General features: G+C 45.9%; 20 protein-coding genes. 11 read left to right on the top strand and 9 right to left on the bottom strand.

Translation table 11 applies throughout. The features are described 5' to 3' along the window. Positions 1-319: 319 nt before the first annotated feature. The 3 genes from QUA77_RS01790 to QUA77_RS01780 all read left to right on the top strand — a co-directional run bounded on the left by QUA77_RS01790 (position 320) and on the right by QUA77_RS01780 (position 3,752). Positions 320-1,222 carry an MBL fold metallo-hydrolase gene (locus tag QUA77_RS01790; RefSeq protein ID WP_333042449.1) on the top strand — a complete coding sequence of 301 codons (903 nt, stop codon included), beginning with the start codon at positions 320-322 and terminating at the stop codon, positions 1,220-1,222. A 240-nt stretch (positions 1,223-1,462) separates the two neighbouring features. Next, a complete protein-coding gene (locus QUA77_RS01785) occupies positions 1,463-2,680 on the top strand; it encodes a bifunctional riboflavin kinase/FAD synthetase (protein WP_333449073.1) in 1,218 nt (405 codons plus the stop codon). Positions 2,681-2,843: 163 nt separating this feature from the next. After that, positions 2,844-3,752, top strand: a complete 909-nt coding sequence (locus QUA77_RS01780) for a MoxR family ATPase (protein WP_333449072.1) — start codon at positions 2,844-2,846, stop codon at positions 3,750-3,752. Between the two features lie 253 nt (positions 3,753-4,005). Here the strand turns inward: QUA77_RS01780 and QUA77_RS01775 are convergent, their stop codons facing one another. Both QUA77_RS01775 and QUA77_RS01770 read right to left on the bottom strand, forming a co-directional pair. Beyond that, a complete protein-coding gene (locus tag QUA77_RS01775; RefSeq protein WP_333449071.1) occupies positions 4,006-5,214 on the bottom strand; it encodes a glycosyltransferase in 1,209 nt (402 codons plus the stop codon). Positions 5,215-5,598: 384 nt separating this feature from the next. Then, positions 5,599-5,805: a hypothetical protein gene (locus QUA77_RS01770; RefSeq protein ID WP_333449070.1), complete on the bottom strand. Its 207-nt coding sequence runs from the start codon at positions 5,803-5,805 to the stop codon at positions 5,599-5,601. Positions 5,806-5,919: 114 nt separating this feature from the next. Between QUA77_RS01770 and QUA77_RS01765 the strand changes: the two genes are divergently transcribed. Continuing rightward, positions 5,920-6,246 (top strand): MgPME-cyclase complex family protein, encoded by a 327-nt coding sequence (locus QUA77_RS01765; protein ID WP_333449069.1) that lies wholly within the window; start codon positions 5,920-5,922, stop codon positions 6,244-6,246. Further along, a complete protein-coding gene (locus QUA77_RS01760; protein ID WP_333449068.1) occupies positions 6,243-6,983 on the top strand; it encodes a hypothetical protein in 741 nt (246 codons plus the stop codon). Before QUA77_RS01765 ends, QUA77_RS01760 begins: the two co-directional genes overlap by 4 nt. Positions 6,984-7,063: 80 nt before the next feature. Here QUA77_RS01760 and QUA77_RS01755 read toward each other — a convergent pair whose 3' ends face one another. Then, positions 7,064-9,157: a tetratricopeptide repeat protein gene (locus QUA77_RS01755; protein ID WP_333449067.1), complete on the bottom strand. Its 2,094-nt coding sequence runs from the start codon at positions 9,155-9,157 to the stop codon at positions 7,064-7,066. A 462-nt stretch (positions 9,158-9,619) separates the two neighbouring features. Continuing rightward, complete coding sequence (locus QUA77_RS01750) at positions 9,620-10,561, bottom strand: NAD-dependent epimerase/dehydratase family protein (protein ID WP_333449066.1); 942 nt, start codon at positions 10,559-10,561, stop codon at positions 9,620-9,622. 261 nt (positions 10,562-10,822) lie between these two features. Here QUA77_RS01750 and dnaG point away from each other — a divergent pair, with 261 nt between their 5' ends. Continuing rightward, entirely contained in the window at positions 10,823-12,841 is a 2,019-nt protein-coding gene (gene dnaG / locus QUA77_RS01745) for a DNA primase (RefSeq protein WP_333449065.1), read from the top strand. Between the two features lie 157 nt (positions 12,842-12,998). Here the strand turns inward: dnaG and QUA77_RS01740 are convergent, their stop codons facing one another. Next, on the bottom strand, positions 12,999-13,523 hold the full coding sequence (locus tag QUA77_RS01740) for a pentapeptide repeat-containing protein (protein WP_333449064.1): 525 nt from the start codon (positions 13,521-13,523) through the stop codon (positions 12,999-13,001). A 14-nt stretch (positions 13,524-13,537) separates the two neighbouring features. Here QUA77_RS01740 and QUA77_RS01735 point away from each other — a divergent pair, with 14 nt between their 5' ends. Then, positions 13,538-14,143, top strand: a complete 606-nt coding sequence (locus QUA77_RS01735; protein ID WP_333449063.1) for a YraN family protein — start codon at positions 13,538-13,540, stop codon at positions 14,141-14,143. A 199-nt stretch (positions 14,144-14,342) separates the two neighbouring features. Here QUA77_RS01735 and QUA77_RS01730 read toward each other — a convergent pair whose 3' ends face one another. Then, positions 14,343-14,732, bottom strand: coding sequence for a hypothetical protein (locus QUA77_RS01730; RefSeq protein WP_006632408.1), 390 nt, complete (start codon positions 14,730-14,732; stop codon positions 14,343-14,345). A 148-nt stretch (positions 14,733-14,880) separates the two neighbouring features. Between QUA77_RS01730 and queA the strand changes: the two genes are divergently transcribed. Then, a complete protein-coding gene (gene queA, locus QUA77_RS01725; RefSeq protein ID WP_333449062.1) occupies positions 14,881-16,020 on the top strand; it encodes a tRNA preQ1(34) S-adenosylmethionine ribosyltransferase-isomerase QueA in 1,140 nt (379 codons plus the stop codon). Positions 16,021-16,062: 42 nt separating this feature from the next. Here queA and rpmF read toward each other — a convergent pair whose 3' ends face one another. The 3 genes from rpmF to QUA77_RS01710 form a co-directional block, all read right to left on the bottom strand. Then, the gene (gene rpmF / locus QUA77_RS01720; protein ID WP_006632406.1) at positions 16,063-16,236 is read right to left on the bottom strand and encodes a 50S ribosomal protein L32; all 174 of its coding nucleotides are present in this window, start codon (positions 16,234-16,236) and stop codon (positions 16,063-16,065) included. 176 nt (positions 16,237-16,412) lie between these two features. Then, a complete protein-coding gene (locus tag QUA77_RS01715) occupies positions 16,413-16,889 on the bottom strand; it encodes a TM2 domain-containing protein (RefSeq protein WP_333042421.1) in 477 nt (158 codons plus the stop codon). Between the two features lie 249 nt (positions 16,890-17,138). Further along, complete coding sequence (locus QUA77_RS01710; protein WP_333042419.1) at positions 17,139-17,282, bottom strand: hypothetical protein; 144 nt, start codon at positions 17,280-17,282, stop codon at positions 17,139-17,141. Between QUA77_RS01710 and acsF the strand changes: the two genes are divergently transcribed. The 3 genes from acsF to QUA77_RS01695 all read left to right on the top strand — a co-directional run bounded on the left by acsF (position 17,283) and on the right by QUA77_RS01695 (position 20,797). Further along, positions 17,283-18,359, top strand: a complete 1,077-nt coding sequence (gene acsF, locus QUA77_RS01705; RefSeq protein WP_333182559.1) for a magnesium-protoporphyrin IX monomethyl ester (oxidative) cyclase — start codon at positions 17,283-17,285, stop codon at positions 18,357-18,359. Positions 18,360-18,521: 162 nt separating this feature from the next. Next, on the top strand, positions 18,522-19,403 hold the full coding sequence (locus QUA77_RS01700) for a hypothetical protein (RefSeq protein WP_333290837.1): 882 nt from the start codon (positions 18,522-18,524) through the stop codon (positions 19,401-19,403). A gap of 14 nt (positions 19,404-19,417) precedes the next feature. Next, complete coding sequence (locus QUA77_RS01695; protein ID WP_333449061.1) at positions 19,418-20,797, top strand: site-specific DNA-methyltransferase; 1,380 nt, start codon at positions 19,418-19,420, stop codon at positions 20,795-20,797. The last annotated feature ends 88 nt before the right edge of the window (positions 20,798-20,885 follow it).

Raw genomic sequence — 20,885 nt, 5'->3', positions numbered from 1 at the left:
TCGGCAATTGCGGAGGCTGGAAAAACAGCGGCTTTTGACCAAACTCAGACAGAACTGCGGCCCCAAAGTGTGTCTGCGGAGGTTAGGCTAGTGAAGAGAGGAAAAGAATAGTTACGATCGAGACTTGATTAGTCTACCTTGTAACTTATTGCTCAGTTGTCAAGCCCAACAGTTTTGCATTCTCTGGCAAGCGAGACTCTTGGCACTTCCAACAAGTGGGGAACTCGACCGTCAAAGAACTTGGGTTTGATGGTAAAGCCCTTAGTAATATGTAAACACCTTACCGATAACTCGCCGGAACAATCTTGCAAGAAAACCCATGTCTAGTATGCAAAACCAATTCACGGTTCACTTCTGGGGCGTTAGAGGTAGCATAGCGTCTCCCGGGGCAGAAACAGTACGTTACGGGGGCAACACGCCCTGTGTAGAAATGCGAGTGGGTGACAGCCGCCTAATTTTCGATGGCGGTACTGGATTGCGGGTTTTGGGACAAACTCTCCTGTCCCAGATGCCCGTAAAAGCTCATATGTTTTTTACTCACTCTCACTGGGATCACATTCAAGGATTCCCATTTTTTGTCCCAGCTTTTATTCCTGGGAACTGCTTTCACATCTATGGGGCTATTGCTCCTAATAAGGCTACTATCCAGCAGCGCCTCCACGACCAGATGCTGCACCCCAATTTTCCGGTGCCCCTGCAAATTATGGGGGCAGACCTGAAATTTAACGATATAGAAGTGGGCAAACCGCTGGAACTCGGAGAGATTAAGGTAGAAACTGCTTTGTTGAACCATCCAGGGGAAGCTATAGGCTACCGCGTCAACTGGCGGGGGTATGCGGCTGCTTACGTGACTGATACCGAACATTTTCCCGATCGTTTAGACGAAAATGTGCTGTATTTGGCTCAGGATGCTGAGGTGCTGATCTACGACGCTACTTATACCGATGAGGAGTATTATGCCGAGAAGAGCAGCAAGGTCGGCTGGGGACATTCGACTTGGCAGGAAGCGGTGAAGGTGGCAAAGGCTGCTAATGTCAAAAAGTTGGTGATTTTTCACCACGACCCCCTGCACAATGATGAGTTTTTAGACAGGGTGGGAGAACAAGTTGCTCAAAGGTTCCCGAATAGTTTGATGGCGCGGGAAGGTTTGTCGTTACAATTGCTGCCTCCTGATAACGATTTGTCTGAAGCGTCGGTGCAAGCGCCTCAAGTGTCTGTCTGAGGGATTTGAGCTTGTCAAATGCTTCTGAAATCTCGATCGGTGAAATCTGAAATTTAAGCGAGGGCTGACCTCACTCAAAGACGGATACCGTGCCACGTACTCCTGTCGTGGAAAACCAAAAAGTTTAGACCAAAGTTCAAACTTCCAGATTTATCTGTGGAGTCAATTCTAAAATCTAAAATCTAAAATCTAAAATCGACTGGCGATCGCAATCTGGCTAAGTATGTCAAAATTTTAAGCGTGTGGGTAACTTCTTCTTGTACCGCTGCTCTGACTCCAACTTCTGTTGCCTTGGGAAACTTTGATGGTTTGCACCTAGGGCATCAACAAGTCGTGCAGCCAATTTTAAATAAATCGCCGGGACCAAATTCTGCGACGGTTTTTGCGTCGGCAGAAAACTTGCGTTCAAACGCTGGCACAGCTCAAAATTGGGAAAGCGAACCTCCGGCGACCTGCTACAAAGACTCAGCAGCACCACCCGATGGAGCCGACAGCGGCCGTAATTATGATGGTTTGATAGGCCAGACGAAGGCAGAGGGGAACAGCCTCTCTGGTCGCGATTCTGATGGAGTCGATCGGCTTTACGGCACTGTGGTGACATTCGATCCGCACCCGCAAGAATTTTTTACGGGTCAACCGAAAAAACTGCTGACGCCTCTGGCAGAAAAGGTAGAATTGCTCGCAGCAATGGGCGTCGAGCAACTTGTGCTGCTGCCGTTCGATCGAGAATTGGCGGCTTTGACTGCTTGTGAGTTTGTCGAGGAAATTTTGGTGCGACAACTAAAAGCGAGTCGAATTAGTGTGGGGGTTGATTTTCGGTTTGGGCGGGGACGCGCTGGGACGGCTGTGGATTTGCAGTCGATCGCCTCGGGTTACGGTATTGATGTTGCTCTTGTACCCCTCCACAATTGCGGTGAGGGCGATCGGATCAGCAGTTCTGCAATCCGCGAAGGTCTGGCATCCGGCGACCTCCCAAGAGCGAATCAGTTGCTGGGGCGACCCTACAGTTTAGTTGGGACTGTGGTTGGCGGACAGCGGCTGGGCAGGACGATCGGATTTCCCACTGCTAATATCGAACTGCCGCCGGAAAAATTTTTGCCACGTTTTGGCGTGTATGCGGTGCGAGTTTCGGTGAAGCATGGATGGGAAAAGATGAAAGAGGAAAGTTCTTCCTATCAGCGGGAAAATCCAAAATCTCTAATTCCCGGCGCTGCATCAAATTTATCTTTTGTCAATGGGGTGATGAATGTTGGCTGCCGCCCGACAGTAGACGGGCTGCAACCCACTGTGGAAGTTCACCTGTTAGATTGGTCGGGGGATTTGTACGGTCAAACCTTGAGCGCGAGTTTGGTAGAGTTTTTGCGACCAGAACAAAAATTCGCTTCTCTGGATGATCTCAAAACTCAAATTCAGGCAGATTGCGATATTGCTAGAAGCCTCTTAACTGCTAAAGTCTAATAATTATGTGATCTAGAACGGGCGATCGGTTTTAAAAATGGTGCAAGATGAGTCAGACTAAATTCTAGTTGTACAAATTCGCAGTCCGCAAGGCAAAGACTCAAGATTTTGGCAATTTGATGTTTGATCCACAATTAGCAATTAGCAATTAGCAATCAGGGATATGAGACAACATATTGAGCGGCTCAAACAAAATCTAAGCAAAACTATGGTCGGCAAAGCGGATGCTATTCGCTTGGTGCTGGTAGCCGTGTTTTCGGGTGGGCACGCGCTGCTGGAAGACGTGCCCGGTGTGGGAAAAACGCTGCTGGCGAAGTCTTTGGCGCGATCGATCGATGGGAAATTTCAGCGGATTCAGTGCACTCCCGATTTGTTACCGACGGATATCACCGGTACTAATATTTGGAATCCGCGCAGCGGAGAGTTTGAGTTTTTGCCAGGGCCAGTTTTTGCTAATGTTTTGCTTGCCGATGAAATTAATCGGGCGACACCGCGAACTCAGTCAGCTTTGCTGGAAGTGATGGAAGAAAAGCAGGTGACAGTAGATGGAGTTTCTCGGAATGTTCCGGCGCCGTTTTTTGTGATTGCGACTCAGAACCCGATCGAATATCAAGGCACTTTTCCGCTACCGGAAGCGCAGATGGATCGGTTTACTTTGTCTTTGACTTTGGGCTATCCCGCTGCGGTGGAAGAGTTGCAAATGTTGGAACGGCTTTCTGATAGTTTTGCAGTGGAAGATTTGCAGCCTTGTATTTCTTTGGAACAGGTGCAGGAATTGCGGCGTTTGTGCGCTGCTGTGAAGGTGGAAGGCTCTTTGAAACAGTATATGGTAGATTTGGTGCGATCGACGCGGGAAGATGAGGAGATTACTCTGGGGGTGAGTCCCCGGGGTGCGGTGGCTTTGCACCGGGCGTCCCAGGCTTTGGCATTTATTGAGGGCCGGGATTTTGCTACTGATGATGATGTTAAGTATGTGGCGCCGCACGTACTATCTCACCGTTTAATTCCGGCGGGGGGAAGGAGGGCTAAGGCAATTGTTGATCGATTGTTGCGCTCTGTTCCTATTCCTTAAAAAGTTTGTAAGTAGGTCGTTCTAATTAAATAAACAGGCAAAATGCCTGTTCCACAAAGAATGATTTTTATTATGGGATAGGCATGATGCTCGCCCTTGTTATATCAAATCCGGTGGCATCGGAATTAATATTACCCACCGTCAGGAAACGGCACTGCCGTTTCCCTACCATTAATAGGGCGAGAGTTAGATCCGAGGGGGGCTAATGATTATTTTGGGGTAGGGAAACAGCATTGCCTTACTACTTTTTTAATCACGGCTTAATAGCACTATCAAACAGCGCGACTAATTTTTTGGCCTCTAAATCAACATTGTGTTGTTGAGCAACTCTCTCGGCTCCTGTTTTCCCCATTTGTTCTAGCTTTTCTAAAGGTGCTTCCAATACCGCGCGCATTGCTACGGCTAATGCTTCTGCGGAACCGGGAGGAACTAACCAACCGCAAACACCGGGTTCTACGAGCTCCGGGATGCCAGCAACATAGGTGCTAATTACGGGCCGATTGAGAGCGAGGGCTTCCATAATTACGACGGGCAAACCTTCCGCAAAACTCGGCAATACCATTGCCCGTGAAGCTAAAATCTCTTGTTGAACTCGATCGCCACTGGCCCAGCCGGTAATTTCTATATGATTTTGCAGGCCGAGTTGCAGAATCTGCTTTTCAATATCCGATCGCAGCGGCCCGTCTCCTACCAGTACCAACTTAAACTCTAAGCCTTGAACAGCTAGCAAGTTAGCAGCTTCTAGCAATAATAAATGACCTTTTTGTTCGCTGAGACGCCCAACGCAAGCTAAGCGGGGTGCTGCGGGTATGGGAACGTAGGGTGCAGCTAAAAATGCGGCATCTACGCCGCAGTGTATGACGTGAATTTTTGACCAAAAAGTGCGATCGCACCACCTAAAAAGCTGACTTTTACCGAAGGAACTAACCGCCGCTACAAAGGTCGATCGCTTAATTTTTTCGTCTAAGGAAAGAAGAGTCGCTTTATCAAATTCTTCAGGGCCGTGAACCGTGAAACTGTAAGGGGGGCCGCCAAGCACGCGGCACAGCATTGCGACTGTTGTGGAATTTGTCCCGAAGTGAGCGTGAACGTGTGCTGTACCGGATTCTGCAAACCAATTTAAAAGAATGCAAGCTTCTGCTAAATAAGCTAGATGCAGCAAAATCCCCCGTTCCGAGTGCCAGCCAACTTTGAACATTAACCGCACAGCTTCGATGAATCGAATTGGTCTAGTTGCGGCAACGCGAAGCAAACCCCACGCTAACCCCTTTACACCAACTCCTAAGATTACTTTAGTCAATTCTTGCTCTAGTTTGTCGGCCCCATCAACGAGTTCTGACTCGCACGATCGGATGGAAAAACGTGCGACTTTCATGCCGCAATTTTCAACGGCTAGCACTTCTCTGCGGACAAAGCTGTGGCTGACTTTGGGATATTGGTTGACTAAATAAGCGATGTTCATGAACGGGGAGAAAATTTTATGGTAAAGCTTAGATTAGTTTAGCCTTTGGTTGCAGTACGTGGGCAACAAATTTAGCGGATTTGTTGAGCTTATTTGAGCAGCGGCGAAGGGCGATCGCTTTTGGTGGGGTGGGGGAAGTGACAGCGGGGCGATGGCTATTCCGGCGAGAGGAAATCAATCCACACATTTTACATTTTTAATACAATAATTAGGACTGTTTTTAGGTAGTAATCACAAACCCTTGATTTTCCCGCGAGCACATCGATCACCATCAAAGCCTTTTTTTATGGTTCCCAATCAAAAACTGTCTGAAGTATTTTCATATGCAAACCACTCCCAATCAGGTTTAACAGCGGCCAGATTGCCTCAATAATTGGTAATTATTCAATGTGCAATTCCATCTAATTTCCTATTGTCACCTAAATTTCCCCGAAAATCACCAGCCCGAAAAATAATCGCCCAAATCCCCAAAAAACCAGCAACTCTCGCAACTCTCACAACTCCCCCGACTCTCACCACCAAAGATTTTTCTGAGGCGACTTGCTCTGCATCTACCCAAGATGACAGCAAATAAGGTAAAGTAAACGGCACAAGAGTCTAGGACTCTCCAACAACCGCAACTCGGCAAACCAGCCCCTGGCCAGCAAAACTGGCAGATACAGGCGGCATTAACCGCTAACCGTCAACCCCTAACAACCCAGAAAAATGCAAACCTACTACTACGTTTTAGCCAGCCAACGCTTTTTGCTAGAAGAAGAAGCCCTAGATGAAGTGTTTAAAGAAAGAACTCGCAACTACAACGAACAAGAAAAACAAATAGACTTCTGGTTGATTAAACAGCCGGCTTTCCTAGAAGCGCCGACAATGGCAGAAGTTAAAGCAAAATGCCCTCAGCCAGCCGCCGCTATTATTTCTACCGATCCCGTCTTCATCACCTGGTTGAAACTGCGATTAGAATATGTACTGACAGGTGAATTTCAAGCACCATCAGCAACTATTCCCGATGCCCTTGCATCCCTACAGACAGCATGAACAAAATAGCAAAATATCAGACAAAACAACTAACAATAATTAGGGGTAAATTGTACAAATTTATTTTGTCTCTCCCCCTATTTTCTGCTACTTCGATCGCCCTTTTGGTATTGACAAGTTTATCGAGTTCTGTTAAAGCTCAGTCGAGTTGCGAACCGCCGCAGTCCGACGAATATCTACTGTTAATTGTCACCCCAACACCCGAACAGCAAGAAAGAGCAAAACGCTCTTTCCCTGGAAATACTAACAACACAGTTTGTCGGTACATCAATGACACGGTGACGCGAGTTGGTGGCTTTCGCGACTCGCAAATCGCCAGCGATTGGGTTAAATACATCGAAGATGTTGTCGGATTGCAAGCTTACGTAGTACGATCATCGCCCGCAGCCGCGCTACCCCAAAATTTGCCAGTCTACAACCCTCAGCCAGCACCAGGTTCTGAACCAATCACCAATCCTTCAACCGGCAATCTTGCCTTCAATCCCCAACCCCTCGGCCCTGGTTATGCAGTGTTAGTAGATTACTTCAACCAACCGGAATTAGCCGCCCAAGTCAGGGAAGCATTAGGCACGCAAGTAGGTTTAGCTTCCTACGGCCAGCGTCCCTTTTTATTCGTCGCTTATACAGCGGATCAAAACGCCGCTACTGCTGCGGTAAAAGCATTGAGCGATCGAGGTTTTTGGCCGATGTTAGTAGACAGCCGCCGAGTTACCGTAATTGCTCCCGCTGTTCGCTAAAAGATAACCTACCCCACGATTATTGGGATCGTGAAATTACTACTACACCCAAAGTCCTAGCAGAGGGGGACTAATAACAATTATTGTTGTTGGGATTCTAGCGGGCTGCTTCCTAGCTGACTTTCGGCCCGCTTTTTTGCTTCCATTGCGGCTCGGTAATCGGGGTTGTAGCGAATTGCTTTGTCATAAGAGGCGATCGCATCTTCGTATCTTTTTACCGCTACCAGTGCATTGCCGCGGCTGTACCAGGCTTCGGAGTAGTCTTGCTTGACATAAACGGCTTCGTTGTAAGACACTAGCGCATCTTCGTACCGATTCAAATTGTACTGAGCATTTCCTCTATTGTACCACGCCTGATATTCTTTCGGATTTAAATCTAAGGCTCTGTTATAACACTCAATTGCTTGTTCATACTTGCGTAATTCGTGGTACGACCAACCTAAATTGTACCACGCTTGATAATAATCCGGTTTTAATTTAACAGCTTTTTCGTAAGCTTCTACCGCTTCTTCATGTCGGCGCATTTTTAGCAAAGCGATGCCTTTACTGTACCAGGCTTGATAAAAATTCGGCTGAAACCGCACGGCTTTTTCGTAGGCTTCAAAAGCTTCTTTATTTTTGTTTAATTCTAGGAAAAGATTGCCTAAGTTATACCAAGCTTCAAAATTATCGAATTTAATTTCAACTGCTTTTTGATAGGATTCTACGGCTCGATCGTACTGTTTTAATTTTTGGTAAGCTTGTCCCCGATTGTACCAAGCACCGTACAAATTTGGCTGAAACTGTACCGCTTTTTCGTAGGAAGCGATCGCTTCTTCGTACCGCTGCGAATCTAACAGAGTATCGCCTCTGCCTTCCCAGGCGGTGGCATAGTCGGGCTGGATTTTCAAAGCGTTATCAAAAGATGCGATCGCCTCTTGAGACTGTTGCAACTTCTCCAAAGCATAACCGCGTCCCGTCCAAGCTTCCAGGTATTCCGGCTTTAATTCTATGGCTTTATCATAAGCTGACTGCGATTCTCGATATTTTTTCAATTCATATAAAGTTTTGGCTTTTTCCTGCCAAACTTCCGCGTAGTCCGGCCTGAGAGTTATTGCTCGCTCGTAAGCTGCCAGAGCTTCTTCAAATCGGCTTAAATTGTAAAGAGTATTGCCTCGGTTGTACAGGTCCGTTGCATTGGCAGAATTAAAAGTATTTACACCATAAATTGATGCTAAGATAGTGACGCCTATTAAACTAGCGATCGACAATATTTTTAAATAGAGTTTTTTTCGGGATTTTACAGGCTTATTCGCAGCAGCAACCGGAGGCAATACAGGGATTGTACCGCTGAAAGAATTTTTCAATTCTTTAATAGCTTGCAGCGTTTCACCGGCACTAGAATAACGTTGCCGAAAATCGTACTTTACCATCTTATCTAAAATCTTCGCAAATTCAGGACTGACTGATGTTTTGTCCTGCCAAATAATTTCCTCTGTATCGGCGTTTCTGGGCATTTGGTGAGGATTGATGCCCGTGAGGAACTGAATTGCGATCGCACCGACGGCATAGATATCGCTGCTGAGTTTCGGGTTGCCGTGAGCTTGTTCGCTGGGCATATAACCGGGAGTACCGATGCTGACACTCAAGCTATTCTTGGGCTGAGAATTGGTGATTTGAGTAGTAATTTCTTTGACGGCGCCGAAGTCAATTAAAACTAATTTTCCGTCTCGCTCTCTGCGGAGGATATTGCGGGGATTGACATCGCGGTGAATCACATTTTGTTGGTGTACAAAGTCTAAAATTTCGAGCAGTTCCTCCAATATACAAAGGACTTGATCTTCCTGCATGACTCCCGCATTTCCTGGAGAAGCGGGCGTAATTTCTTGGCTTAAATCGTGACCTTCTATAAATTCTTGAACTAAATAAAACTCTTGATTCTCTTCAAAAAAAGCAAAAAGTCGGGGAATGCGATCGTGATTTCCCAACTTGTACAAAACTTGTGCTTCGGTATCGAATAAACGTCTTGCTACCTTTAAAGTTTCCGGATCGGTTGCGTGAGGTTTAAGCTGCTTGACGACGCAGAGATGATTGCCTGGTAGCTGCTTATCTTCAGCTAAATAAGTTTGAGCAAATCCGCCGCCTCCCAAGTGACGGATAATACTGTAGCGATTGCCGAGTGTTATTCCAAGCATGAAATTCACCTAATATTTCCTAGTCGTTTGGAGAATTAGCTTCCAACCAAGCTGTCACATCTTCCGCATTTGAAAATTCTAACATGGCCTCTCTAAATTTTTTAATTTGTCGCACCGCAACTGGGGAGTTTGAATTTTAATAAAATCAATTTTAGGGTGAAATCCCTTGTGCAGTTATTCAATCAGTAATTTAGTTCCATCAGTTTTTGCTGTATTGTACAAAGCTAGCTGGTCTAATGCCTGCCGATTTAGAAGTTAAATTTTAATAATTACAACAGAGGTGTCATTGTTGAGTTTTGCTATCACCCCTAAGTAGCTATCTTTGGTTTTGATGTAAGGTGCGCGGTGCGAACTTTACTGTGACAGTATGTTGGCTTTCTTTCTTGTTCCCTCCCCTTAGTAAGGGGAGGGTTAGGGTGGGGTTCTAGATTGTGGCTGGCATTGGGATGCTCCCACTCTAACTTAACTTTGAACCGATTTCAAAATTTCATCATCGACTGAAAAATCTATCTCAGCTTTGTCCCGCCCCGAAACTACATAATCATGCTGAAAAGAATCTTTCAATCCAGAAACTAAGTCAAATTCTGGCTGCCAGTTAAGATCGGTGACAGCTTTATTAACTGAAGCAAAAAAGTGCTGCAATCGCATCGGAAAAGCTTTCTTTTTGCCGAAGTCAAATTGTTTCGGATCGTAGTGTACAATCTTAATAGCATCAGGAGATTTGCCTGCGGCTTGAATGCAGGCGCGTGCTAAACCGTCAAAGGTGACAAATCGATCGCCCGAAACGTTGTAAATTTGCCCGATCGCCCTTTCGTTGCCCAAAACCGCCGCCATTGCTTTAGCTAAATCCTGACAGTGCCCCAACTGCGTGAAGTGCATTCCGTTACCGGGAATCGGAATCGGTCGATCGCGCGCAATGCGATCGAAAAACCAAGCCTCTAAATCGTTATAATTTTGGGGGCCGTAAATGTAAGTCGGGCGAATCGAAGTCCAAGGCAAACCCGATGCGGCCAAGTAATTTTCGGTATCGCATTTACCCAAGTGCCGGCTTTTAGGATCGGTAGCGTCCCCTTCAATATGAGGCATTTGATCCGATTTCAAATAAACCCCCGCAGAGCTCATGTAAACAAAGTGCTGCACCCGCCCTTTAAATATTTCAGCTAAAGGCTTTGTATCGCTGAGTTCGCGGCCGTTGTTGTCAAAAACCGCGTCAAACTCGACCGTCGATAACTTTTCTTGCAGTTGTTCAACATTTGTGCGATCGCCCTGAATCTGTTTTACGCCCGCAACCGGTACAGGCTTGTTGCCCCGGTTAAACAACACCACTTCATGCCCTTGTGCTGCTAAAATCTTAGTAAGATAAACCCCAATAAACCGAGTACCGCCCATCATTAAAATTCGCATTATTTTCGATGCTCCTTACAGTTAGTGTAAACATCTTACAATAAATTTATGCCCTAGGGCGTGTTTTCTATCCCCGGAGTTCCCCCTAAATCCCCCTTAAAAAGGGGGACTTTGACACTGATTCTTTCACCTTTTTAAGGGGGCTGGGATTGTGAATCTCATGAGAAATCACTCAGAGTAGATAATTCATCCGTATATCCGTGTCCTCATCCGTGTAGTGCTTTCCTTCTCCAATACTTTCAATTTGCCTAAAATAGCCCTATGCAAGTTCCTCGGCTGCATCCAGAAACAATCGAAGAAGTCAAACAAAGAGCCGACATAGTAGACGTTATTTCCGGTCGCGTCGTCTTGCGTAAACGCGGCAAAGAATTTGTAGGTTTGTGTCCTTTTCACGATGAAAAATCTCCCAGCTTTACAGTCAGTCCCGGCAAACAAATGTATTATTGTTTCGGCTGCGGTGCAGGCGGCAATGCTTTTAAGTTTCTCATGGAATTGGAGAAACGCCCTTTCAGCGAAGTAGTATTAGAATTAGCTAAAAATTATCAAGTACCCGTCAAAACAGTCGAACCGGAACACCGACAAGAATTGCAGCGCCAAATTTCTCTGAGGGAACAACTCTATGAAATCTCAGCACTAACAGCCAACTTTTACGAGCACGCTTTGCGGCAAACCCAAGGAGAAGAACCCTTAGCATATCTCAAATCAGAGCGCCAGCTCAGCGAAGAGACTATCCAACAATTTCAATTAGGTTATGCACCCCAAGGTTGGGAAGCACTTTACAGTTATTTAGTAGAACAGAAAAACTATCCAGCGCAATTAGTAGAACAAGCTGGATTAATTGTACCCCGAAAAAATGGCGGCAGCGGTTATTACGATCGCTTCCGCAATCGGATTATGATTCCCATTCGCGACACCCAAGGCAGAGTCATCGGTTTCGGCGGCAGAGCTCTCGGCGACGAACAGCCGAAATACCTCAATTCTCCCGAAACAGAACTGTTCGACAAAGGCAAAACTTTATTCGCCTTAGATACAGCGAAAACAGCCATTAGCAAAGCCGATCGCGCAGTGGTTGTAGAGGGGTACTTTGATGCGATCGCACTTCACGCCGCCGGCATCTCCAACGCCGTCGCTTCCCTCGGCACAGCCTTAAGTTTAAACCAAGTGCGGCAGTTATTGCGGTACACTGACTCCAAACAAATTATCCTCAACTTCGACGCCGACAAAGCAGGAACTCAAGCAGCAGAACGCGCAATTGGAGAAATAGAAAAACTCGCTTATCAAGGAGAAGTGCAACTGCGGGTGCTCAACATTCCCGACGGCAAAGATGCCGACGAATACCTCAAAACATACTCCCCAGAACAATATCGAGAATTGCTCGAAAATGCTCCGTTGTGGCTCGACTGGCAATTGCAACAAATGCTCGTCAATCAAGATTTGAAGCAAGCCGATAGTTCTCAGCAAGTTACAAAAAAAATTATTAATTTATTAACCAATATTACTGACGACAATCAGTTAGCACATTACCTGCAAAAGTGTGCAGAAATTCTCAGCAAAGGAGATTTTAGACTCACCAAAATGATCGCTGAAAACTTGCTCAATCAAGTAGTCAGCGATTGGGCAAAGCGGCAGAGTCAAGACGAATCTTTAACAATGCCCCTGTTAATTAGAAACAAGCTAAAGCCGAACAAACAATATAAAAAGCAGCGTGCAAGCGGCGAAAACAAAAACTCAAAATCCAGCTTATCTGCCGTAGCCCGCAGTCTTTTAGAAGAAGCAGAAGCGCAATTATTGCAGATTTATTTGCACTGTCCCGAATATCGCCAAGATGTCAGAGAAGCAATAGAAGCTAGAGACGTGCAGTTCAGCCTTTCTCACCACAGATTTTTGTGGCACCAGATTGTGAATGCTGAAATATTGCACAAAATGTCTTTACAAGTAGCGCCTTCAGAGTTAATATTGAAATTGCAAGATAGCTTCATTGAATATCCGAATCAACTAAATCAAATCTCGCATTTATTTCACTTAAATGAGTTCTCAGAAAGAAACGTTTATCGCGCACCTCTAGTCATTAGATCTGCCCTCGCCTGTATCGAGCAAATTATCAGCATGAAGCGCCGCCGAATTGCACTGAATATGTGGGAAAAAGCCAAAGCAGCTAGCAGTGGCGAAGAGGCTATAGAATATCACCAACTCTTCTGTGCCGAACAAGAATGGCTCAAGGAATTAGAGCGGCTGCGTCAAGTTAATTTTTACGATTTAACTTCTGTGCCTTGGGGCTAATACCCTTTTAAATTTTAGATTTTAGATTGGGGATGACTCGTTCGATATAGGTTGGAAGCTTGCCTGCGGTTACATTTTTTTAACTGATATAAGTAATAAAGTCCTTACTAGAAGCCTGTTTGTACTAAGGACTTTATTCCTTTATTCAACGAGCCTTTTAATAATCGCAAAAAAGAGTTTCGCGAGTATCTCTACCTGTCACTGGATTAGTACCTTTTGCCACTTTACAAAGTTTTTCTATCATATCGTCTCGCAGCAGTGTCTCAGTAAAATCTGCACCGTCAATGATAGCTCCTTCCAGCCTGGTATTGTAAGCGAAAGCACCCTCAAGGATAGCATTAGTTAAATTTGCTTTCATCATGCGAGCCAAATCTAAAGTCGCACCCGTGAAATTCGCGCCTTCTAAATTTGCTTCTTCCATATTGGCAGCAAAAAAGCTGACGCCCCGCAAATCTGCATTAGTAAAATTGCTGTTGCGAAGATTGGCTTTATTAAAGCTGTCGTCAGTCAGAACTTGCCCAGTAAAATCAGCGCCGACTAGGATTTCTTTGTCGTGATCCAAAGCGAAAGCAGGTGCGGGATTAATACCGATCGCCCCAGAGGCAATTACTGCTAAAATAACAAAACTCAGCAAGAAAGTATAAATATTTTTGCGATGTTGGCGAATTCGAGAAATCATCATACAAGTTCAAGCTAATGGGCAGTCGTGACAGTTCAGAATTGAATTCTACCAGAAAGAGCGATCGCCCGCTCGCGACGGCTGACTCCAATTCCCCCCAATCCCCAAACTCTCGGGATATCGGCACATTGGGAGAAAACTTAGTCGCCGACTGGTTGCAGCAGCAAGGTTGGGAAATCCTGCACCGCCAGTGGCACTGTCGCTGGGGAGAGATTGACATCATCGCACTCGGAAGAGATGAAGAAAGCGAAATCAACAGAGGTAACGAAAATTCCCCATTCCCCATTCCCCATTCCCCATTCCCCATTCCCCATTCCCAAACATTAGCATTTGTAGAGGTAAAAACTCGCCGCCGGGGAAATTGGGATGCTGGTGGAATGCTGGCTGTTACCACCACAAAACAAGCCAAACTTTGGCAAACAGCCGAAATATTTTTAAGCACTCATCCAGATTTAGCCAATAATTATTGTCGCTTTGATGTCGCCTTAGTCAGGTGCGAACCTTCACAACAAAACAGTAAGCGAATATTACCACCATTAACAGCAGCGCACTCTCAATCCGCCGTTACAGGAAACTACCGACTCACCCTGGAAGAATACATTCGCTCGGCTTTTAGCAATTAAAAATATATAATTAAAATTTAGAGGGTAAAATCTCAAAGCAATGCCACTAGGTAATTTTTAATGGTTAACTTGCCTAGGCTGTCGCCCATTTCTCTCTTGAGCTTTAACGGAGCTGAAAAAAGCGTTAAATCTTCTCCCGCTTTTCCCTTCTCTCCCTCTCCTGTTCTTTCATCACAGTTATATTTATATGCGTAGCAATCTAGGCGAGAGTTTCCGGGCAATATCCCAGACCCTTGACAAACTGCTGGCGAAACGCTTCAATTTCCTTACGGTCAGGGCTGCCGTGACAAACCACTGCCACCTGGTAGCGGCGCATCACGCTCAGCGGGGACTGTCCGGTTTCCAAACTCCACAGCGCCATTTGCAAGCGAATTTCAGGATCGTAAGGAATCCCGAGTTCGTTCATAAAAGCCCGAAAATCCCCGTGCATTTCGGGTGTTAAATATTGGCTCATTTTCACCTTTACCACCCAGCCGTCAATTTGGTGAATAACAGTGATAAATTGCAAGGGAAGATGATGAGCCGTGCGTAGGTAATCCACGACTCTCAGAGTAAGGCTAGTATTGGCGATGTAGTAGAGGTATTCCATAACGATCCTTATGAGCAAAGCTGATGCTACACCTCTATCCTCGCGGGCTATACCCGCGACCACAAGGGGAAAAGCACCCGACTTTGGATGGGGGTTTTTACCCAATTTGTTACCCAGTTGACAGATCGATCGCACAGGAATTCACTCGATGACAGAGATGGACTGGTCTTTGGACGGCTACGACTACGAACTTCCGCCCTCACGCATTGCCCAAAATCCCGTAGTGCCGAGGGACAGTTCTCGCTTGCTGGCTGTAGATTCTCCTAGCAGCCACCAACACCGGATTTTTAGGGATTTACCCGATTTGCTGCAACCGGGCGACTTGCTGGTACTGAACAACACCCGCGTGCTGCCAGCGAGGCTCTACGGGCACAAACCCAACGGCCCGGCTGTGGAGATATTGTTGATGGAAGAACGGCAGCACAACTGCTGGCTGGCTTTGGTTAAACCGGGGAAACGCTTAAAGTTGGGAGCAAAAATTGAGTTTGATCCCATCGCCCCTGCCTGTGAGGACTCGACCACAGCTCCTTGCTGTTGCCTTCCCGATGCCACGATGCCCGATCGTCGTCGATTGACTGCAACAGTTATAGAGAGGGACGACGCAACAGGGGGACGGCTGTTGGAGTTTGACATCCCCACAGATGAGAATCTGGCGAAGTTTTTGGACGAATACGGCCACATACCCCTGCCGCCCTACATCGAAAATTCCCAAGCTTCAGCGGAACAGTACCAGACTGTTTATGCCGAGAGGCTTGGGGCGGTGGCGGCCCCCACAGCAGGCCTGCACTTCACCGAAGAATTGTTCAGCCGCTTGGAACAGCGGGGAATAGAAAAAACTTTTGTCACCCTGCACGTCGGAGTAGGGACGTTTCGCCCGGTGGAGGTGACAGACGTGACGGCTCACAAAATGCACGGCGAATGGGTGGAAGTACCCCCCGCCACCGTCGAGAAAATCCGGGAAACTCAAGCCCGAGGCGGGCGGATCATTGCCGTGGGTACAACAGCCGTCCGAGCTTTAGAGGGAGCCGCCGCCGCGAGTGGCGATTTTTCCTTGCAACCTTTTTGCGGCCCGACCAATTTGTTTATCTACCCTGGTTACAAGTGGCGGGTTGTAGAGGGGATGATTACCAATTTTCACTTGCCCCGCTCTACTTTGATGATGATGGTAAGTGCGATGATTGGAAGGCCTCGGCTGTTGGATTTGTACCGAGAAGCGATCGAGCAACAGTACCGCTTTTATTCCTTTGGCGATGCCATGCTGATTTTACCAACAGCAAAAAAGGATTGATCGATCGGGCATCGGGTTCGCCCCATGCCCGGTATTCCGTTTCTATTCTTCCTCCTCTTCTTCATTGCCGGGATACACGAAGCTGTTGGAACGCCCAGTCAGAACAGATTTGCCCAGAGACAAAGCTTTCTGAGCTGCCACTACAGCTTTGCGCTTCCATGTGGCCTTACGCATATTCTTCTTGGATTTGGAGGTTTTCTTCTTAGGGACTGCCATGACGCTAAATACTTTCTGCTTATATAGACAAACAAACATTCTAGCCGATTTTGTCGGCAATGCTTACTCAAAAAACGGCAATAACTGCTCACCAACCAATATCAAGTAGTAGGGTGCGTCAGCGATTAGCTTCTGGAAAAATAGACAAAATCCCCTAGATCACGCACCCGCAGCAGCTAAAGTTCGTGAAAGTGGTAGATCACGACGCCCGTTACCGCATCGTTCTCGATACTCACATAACCCGTTTTGAGCATTGCCGTGAAAGCCTCTTCCACTTCGGCAAAAGTAGCGCCGGTTGCCATCACCCCTTGGGTGACAGATAATCTTCCGTTCTTGGTATAAGCTGCCTTCAGGAGTTTAACCCCTAACTGGTCTGGAGTTGGCTTGGGATATGTCGCGGCGATCGCCCCGCTGACTGGATATAGCGGTATACCTTCGCGAGATACGCCGAGTTTGCCCCTGAGACTGGCATTGCGTTCGTCCACCATGTTCGGCAGCAGCAGCAAGTCAAACAATTGCCCAAACCCAAACAAGCCAAAGGTAAACAGCCACAGCAAACCACTACCAATCTTGCCGTTGTAGAGGCGGTGGAGTCCGAAGGGGCCGAAAAAACAAGCTGCCCATAAAAGGTAACTAACACCTAAATTGCTCATTTTCTGACCGTCCTGCCTGATTATTCTAGAATTGGAGTCCCTATATACATTTTGTACTTTCTATCTGCTGTTTAAACAGCTTGACATGGGAATTTATTTGTGTGGTAGCCTAATAAACTGAGCAAAAGGCAGAATTTGGTTTCCCAATAGCTTCTGTCTGGAAGCCCATGAGTAATTTTGCGTAGCAATTCTTAACGCCATCAACATATTTGCGCGGGCGAGAGCTTGGTAAACTGGAGGGCGTGGAAATTACAGCAGCTTAGAACTGGATTCCACACGGAGCGCCAAAGCAAGCGCGCCGCCAGCGCTGGCCGGACATACACGAGCGCGATCGCCCGCAGTACCCGACAATGGAAACAAGCGAGTAGTTATAAGCAGAAATCCAATAAACATATGGTAGATTCCCTCAAAAAACCCACTTTTGAAGAACTGCGGCCGGGAGTGAAAGCCCCAGCCAAAGAAACTATTCTCACGCCGAGATTTTACACAACAGATTTTGACGAGATGGCCAAAATGGACATCTCGGTAAATGAAGCCGAACTAAAAGCAATTATTGAAGAGTTCCGCGTTGACTACAACCGCAACCACTTCGTGCGTGATGCCGAGTTCGATCAATCTTGGGAACACATCGACGGCGAAAAGCGCCAGTTGTTCATTGAATTCCTGGAACGCTCTTGCACCGCAGAGTTTTCTGGATTCTTGCTTTACAAAGAATTGGCACGCAAGCTCAAGGACAAAAATCCAGTGCTGGCCGAAGGTTTCTTGCTGATGTCGCGGGACGAAGCGCGGCACGCCGGATTCCTCAACAAAGCCCTGTCCGACTTTAATTTGTCCCTAGATTTGGGTTTCTTGACAAAGAGCCGCAGTTACACATTCTTTAAGCCCAAGTTTATTTTCTACGCGACTTACTTGTCTGAAAAGATCGGTTATTGGCGCTACATCACGATTTATCAGCACTTAAAAGCCCATCCTGAAGACCAGATTTATCCGATTTTCCGATTCTTTGAAAATTGGTGTCAGGATGAAAACCGCCACGGAGATTTCTTCGATGCGGTGATGAGAGCTCAGCCTCAGATGTTGAACGATTGGCGTGCTAAGCTTTGGTGCCGTTTCTTCTTGCTGTCAGTGTTCGCGACAATGTATCTCAATGATATCCAGCGCGCCGGTTTTTATCGATCGCTCGGTCTCGATGCTCGCGAATACGACATCGAAGTGATTAAAAAGACCAACGAAACAGCAGGCCGCGTATTCCCCGTCATGCTGGACGTGAACAATCCCGAGTTTTATGAAAGGCTGGATGTTTGCCTCAAGAACAATCAGAAGTTGACTGCAATTGTTGCTTCTAATACTCCGAAATTCTTGCAGTTCTTCCAAAAATTGCCTTTGTATCTGTCGAACGGCTGGCAGTTGTTGAAGCTGTACTTCATGAAAACAATTGAATCACCTTCAGTACAGGGCGCTGTGCGTTAAGTTTTGATTTTTCATCCTCTGTGACGGCGGTTCTGCGACAAGCGGAGCCGCTTTTTTTGGTATGATGTTAGATTAGTTTTCATGGGCGGGCGTGCGATATGGTTTCAAATTCAATTAAGGAACTTTATGAAGGAGTTAATTGTGAGATGAGGAATGAGTGATATGAGTTCGGGAAGACGCAACTCTTTTGCAGACTACAAAGCCGATGGACAGAACTGGATCACCTTGACTGCCGGAGAATACTATCCCGATATATTGCAGGAGGCTTGCGAACTTTACGAACCTGTTCTAGTAATGTTTGGGCAATTACTCAGGACTTCTGAATCATCGGTGCGTCTATTTATACAGATTTCAGAGGTTCCCAGCACATGGATGCGAGTTCAACTTTTTAGGGTGTTTCGCAAGTATGTCAGCCCTGAGCTTCCCGTGGAAATGCTCAGAAGGAAAAAAAAGGCAACGGAAATTTGCAATCAGTTCGGAGTACGTTTTAGGTCTGTTCAAGAAGTTCAAGCTGCTTATATGACTCGTCCAATTCCCGATGAGGCACTGTCGGCTTTATTGTGGGAATACAAAAGTCGCGGAAAAAAGGGATACGACTTAACTGAAAGATTTTTCTCCTTATTCCGGTTACACTTTCCCTACTTGGCAATCAGAGGGCCAGAGCGAGCTGGAAAAGATATCCTGATGGGAAATGTCTTCGCCAACTATCCCAACCCGAAACGTCCTGTTGATTTTGTGATTTACGATATTAATGAAAATGACTTGCTGGCAATAGGATTGGCAAGATATGATTCAGATAGAGGCGGTGCACAAGAAGACGACCGAACAGGTGGTTATCGTAGCTGCGCTGATGAAATCCTCAGCTATACACAAAATCATAACTTAAGAACTAAAGTAATTTTCCTGAATGATGGGCCTGGTCTCTTACTCGGATCGATGTGGGATGACTACGCAAATATTGAAAATAGCTGGCAAGACAAGATTATTGTATTGACACTGCGTATGGTTCCAGATCGGATTACAGTGGAATGGCTGCGTTCTTGAAAATAGGAGTGACAATGGCTACGGGTATTTCTAAAAAACAATCGCAGGGTCAAGCTGCATCTAATTTTAGTGAAAGCCAATTAAACAATAGCTTGGATGCGTGCTTTTCCTATCCAGGAAAAGTGCCTGCAAGTGAAGTTTTAGACACTCATCAAGCTGAATGTGTAAAACTGTGGTCTAGCAATGAACAGCTAAGTCTGGCAAATGAAAACCGTCTTTACTATGGTGATAATTTACCAATTTTAGCATCTTTACTTAAAGATAGTTCAGTAAAAGGTAAAGTAAGATTAATTTATATAGATCCGCCTTTTGCAACTAAAAGTGTGTTTCAATCGCGTTCTCAGACTGCGGCTTATTCTGACTTATTAGGAGGGAACAGTTATATTGAATTTATTCGTCAGAGGTTGATACTATTGAGAGAGTTATTAGCTGATGACGGCTCAATATATGTCCATCTTGATGATAAAATGGCATTTTATATCAAGGTGATTATGGATGAAATTTTTGGTCAACGCAATTTTAGAAATTGGATTACTCGCAAAAAATGTAATCCCAAGAACTACACAAAAAAGACTTACGGGAATGTTTCAGATTTTATCCTGTTTTATAGTAAATCAGATACTTATGTCTGGAATCGTCCTGTTGAAGAATGGACTGATAAGCGCGCCAACAAAGAATATGAATATATTGAAAAGGAAACTGGACGGCGATATAAAAAGGTTCCGATTCATGCGCCGGGAGTGCGAAATGGCGAAACTGGAAAGTCTTGGCGAGGGATGAATCCGCCACCGGGAAAGCATTGGCAATTTCCACCTCAAACACTAGATGAAATGGATGCTAGAGGGGAAATATATTGGTCTGCAACAGGAAATCCCCGTCGCAAGATATATTTGGATAGCAGTAGCGGGATTCCCGTACAAGATATTTGGCTAGAGTTTCGCGATGCTCACAATCAGAATATTAAAATTACAGGTTATCCAACAGAGAAAAACCGTGATCTAGTTAGTAGAATTATTCGAGCTTCATCAAATCCTGATGATTTAGTGCTCGATTGCTTTGCCGGTTCGGGTACGACTTTGAGTGTTGCTTCGGAGTTTGGGAGGAGATGGATAGGAATTGATAATAGTTCTGAGGCGATCTCAACTACTTTGCGCCGTTTTGCTAAGGGTTGCGAACGGATGGGCGATTTTGTCAGCCAGCAAACATCCCTACACCAGAATCCATCGGATGACGAGTCTCGCCAATTATCGCTTTTTAACTTAGATGAATCTCTATTTCAAGCTGAGTCTCCCTTAGAAAAAAGCGAGATGATTAATAACTTTGGTCTTTATGCAACTGATTCGTTTGCTGGGGAACTAGAAGATATTGTGAGGCAATGGAGAGAATGGCAGTAGCAGCCTACAAAAAAAATCACAAAAAGCATTCCGCCACATTGCAAAAATTTGCTCGACTATTACCATATAAGATATATCAACTATTAAC

Source organism: Microcoleus sp. K5-D4 (assembly GCF_036704575.1).
GTDB lineage: Bacteria > Cyanobacteriota > Cyanobacteriia > Cyanobacteriales > Microcoleaceae > Microcoleus.
The sequence above is the reverse complement of the archived record's forward strand: the minus strand, read 5'-3'. Positions and strand labels throughout refer to the sequence as shown.

Bases quoted from the DNA above. Each gene is read 5' to 3' on its own strand.
- QUA77_RS01750 (WP_333449066.1), bottom strand. From the start codon at position 10,561: ATGCGAATTTTAATGATGGGCGGTACTCGGTTTATTGGGGTTTATCTT.
- QUA77_RS01735 (WP_333449063.1), top strand. From the start codon at position 13,538: ATGGGCAGTCGTGACAGTTCAGAATTGAATTCTACCAGAAAGAGCGAT.
- QUA77_RS01740 (WP_333449064.1), bottom strand. From the start codon at position 13,523: ATGATGATTTCTCGAATTCGCCAACATCGCAAAAATATTTATACTTTC.
- QUA77_RS01715 (WP_333042421.1), bottom strand. From the start codon at position 16,889: ATGAGCAATTTAGGTGTTAGTTACCTTTTATGGGCAGCTTGTTTTTTC.
- acsF (WP_333182559.1), top strand. From the start codon at position 17,283: ATGGTAGATTCCCTCAAAAAACCCACTTTTGAAGAACTGCGGCCGGGA.
- QUA77_RS01780 (WP_333449072.1), top strand. From the start codon at position 2,844: ATGAGACAACATATTGAGCGGCTCAAACAAAATCTAAGCAAAACTATG.
- QUA77_RS01710 (WP_333042419.1), bottom strand. From the start codon at position 17,282: ATGTTTATTGGATTTCTGCTTATAACTACTCGCTTGTTTCCATTGTCG.
- QUA77_RS01765 (WP_333449069.1), top strand. From the start codon at position 5,920: ATGCAAACCTACTACTACGTTTTAGCCAGCCAACGCTTTTTGCTAGAA.
- QUA77_RS01700 (WP_333290837.1), top strand. From the start codon at position 18,522: ATGAGTTCGGGAAGACGCAACTCTTTTGCAGACTACAAAGCCGATGGA.
- dnaG (WP_333449065.1), top strand. From the start codon at position 10,823: ATGCAAGTTCCTCGGCTGCATCCAGAAACAATCGAAGAAGTCAAACAA.
- queA (WP_333449062.1), top strand. From the start codon at position 14,881: ATGACAGAGATGGACTGGTCTTTGGACGGCTACGACTACGAACTTCCG.
- QUA77_RS01730 (WP_006632408.1), bottom strand. From the start codon at position 14,732: ATGGAATACCTCTACTACATCGCCAATACTAGCCTTACTCTGAGAGTC.
- QUA77_RS01760 (WP_333449068.1), top strand. From the start codon at position 6,243: ATGAACAAAATAGCAAAATATCAGACAAAACAACTAACAATAATTAGG.
- QUA77_RS01695 (WP_333449061.1), top strand. From the start codon at position 19,418: ATGGCTACGGGTATTTCTAAAAAACAATCGCAGGGTCAAGCTGCATCT.
- rpmF (WP_006632406.1), bottom strand. From the start codon at position 16,236: ATGGCAGTCCCTAAGAAGAAAACCTCCAAATCCAAGAAGAATATGCGT.
- QUA77_RS01755 (WP_333449067.1), bottom strand. From the start codon at position 9,157: ATGCTTGGAATAACACTCGGCAATCGCTACAGTATTATCCGTCACTTG.
- QUA77_RS01790 (WP_333042449.1), top strand. From the start codon at position 320: ATGTCTAGTATGCAAAACCAATTCACGGTTCACTTCTGGGGCGTTAGA.
- QUA77_RS01775 (WP_333449071.1), bottom strand. From the start codon at position 5,214: ATGAACATCGCTTATTTAGTCAACCAATATCCCAAAGTCAGCCACAGC.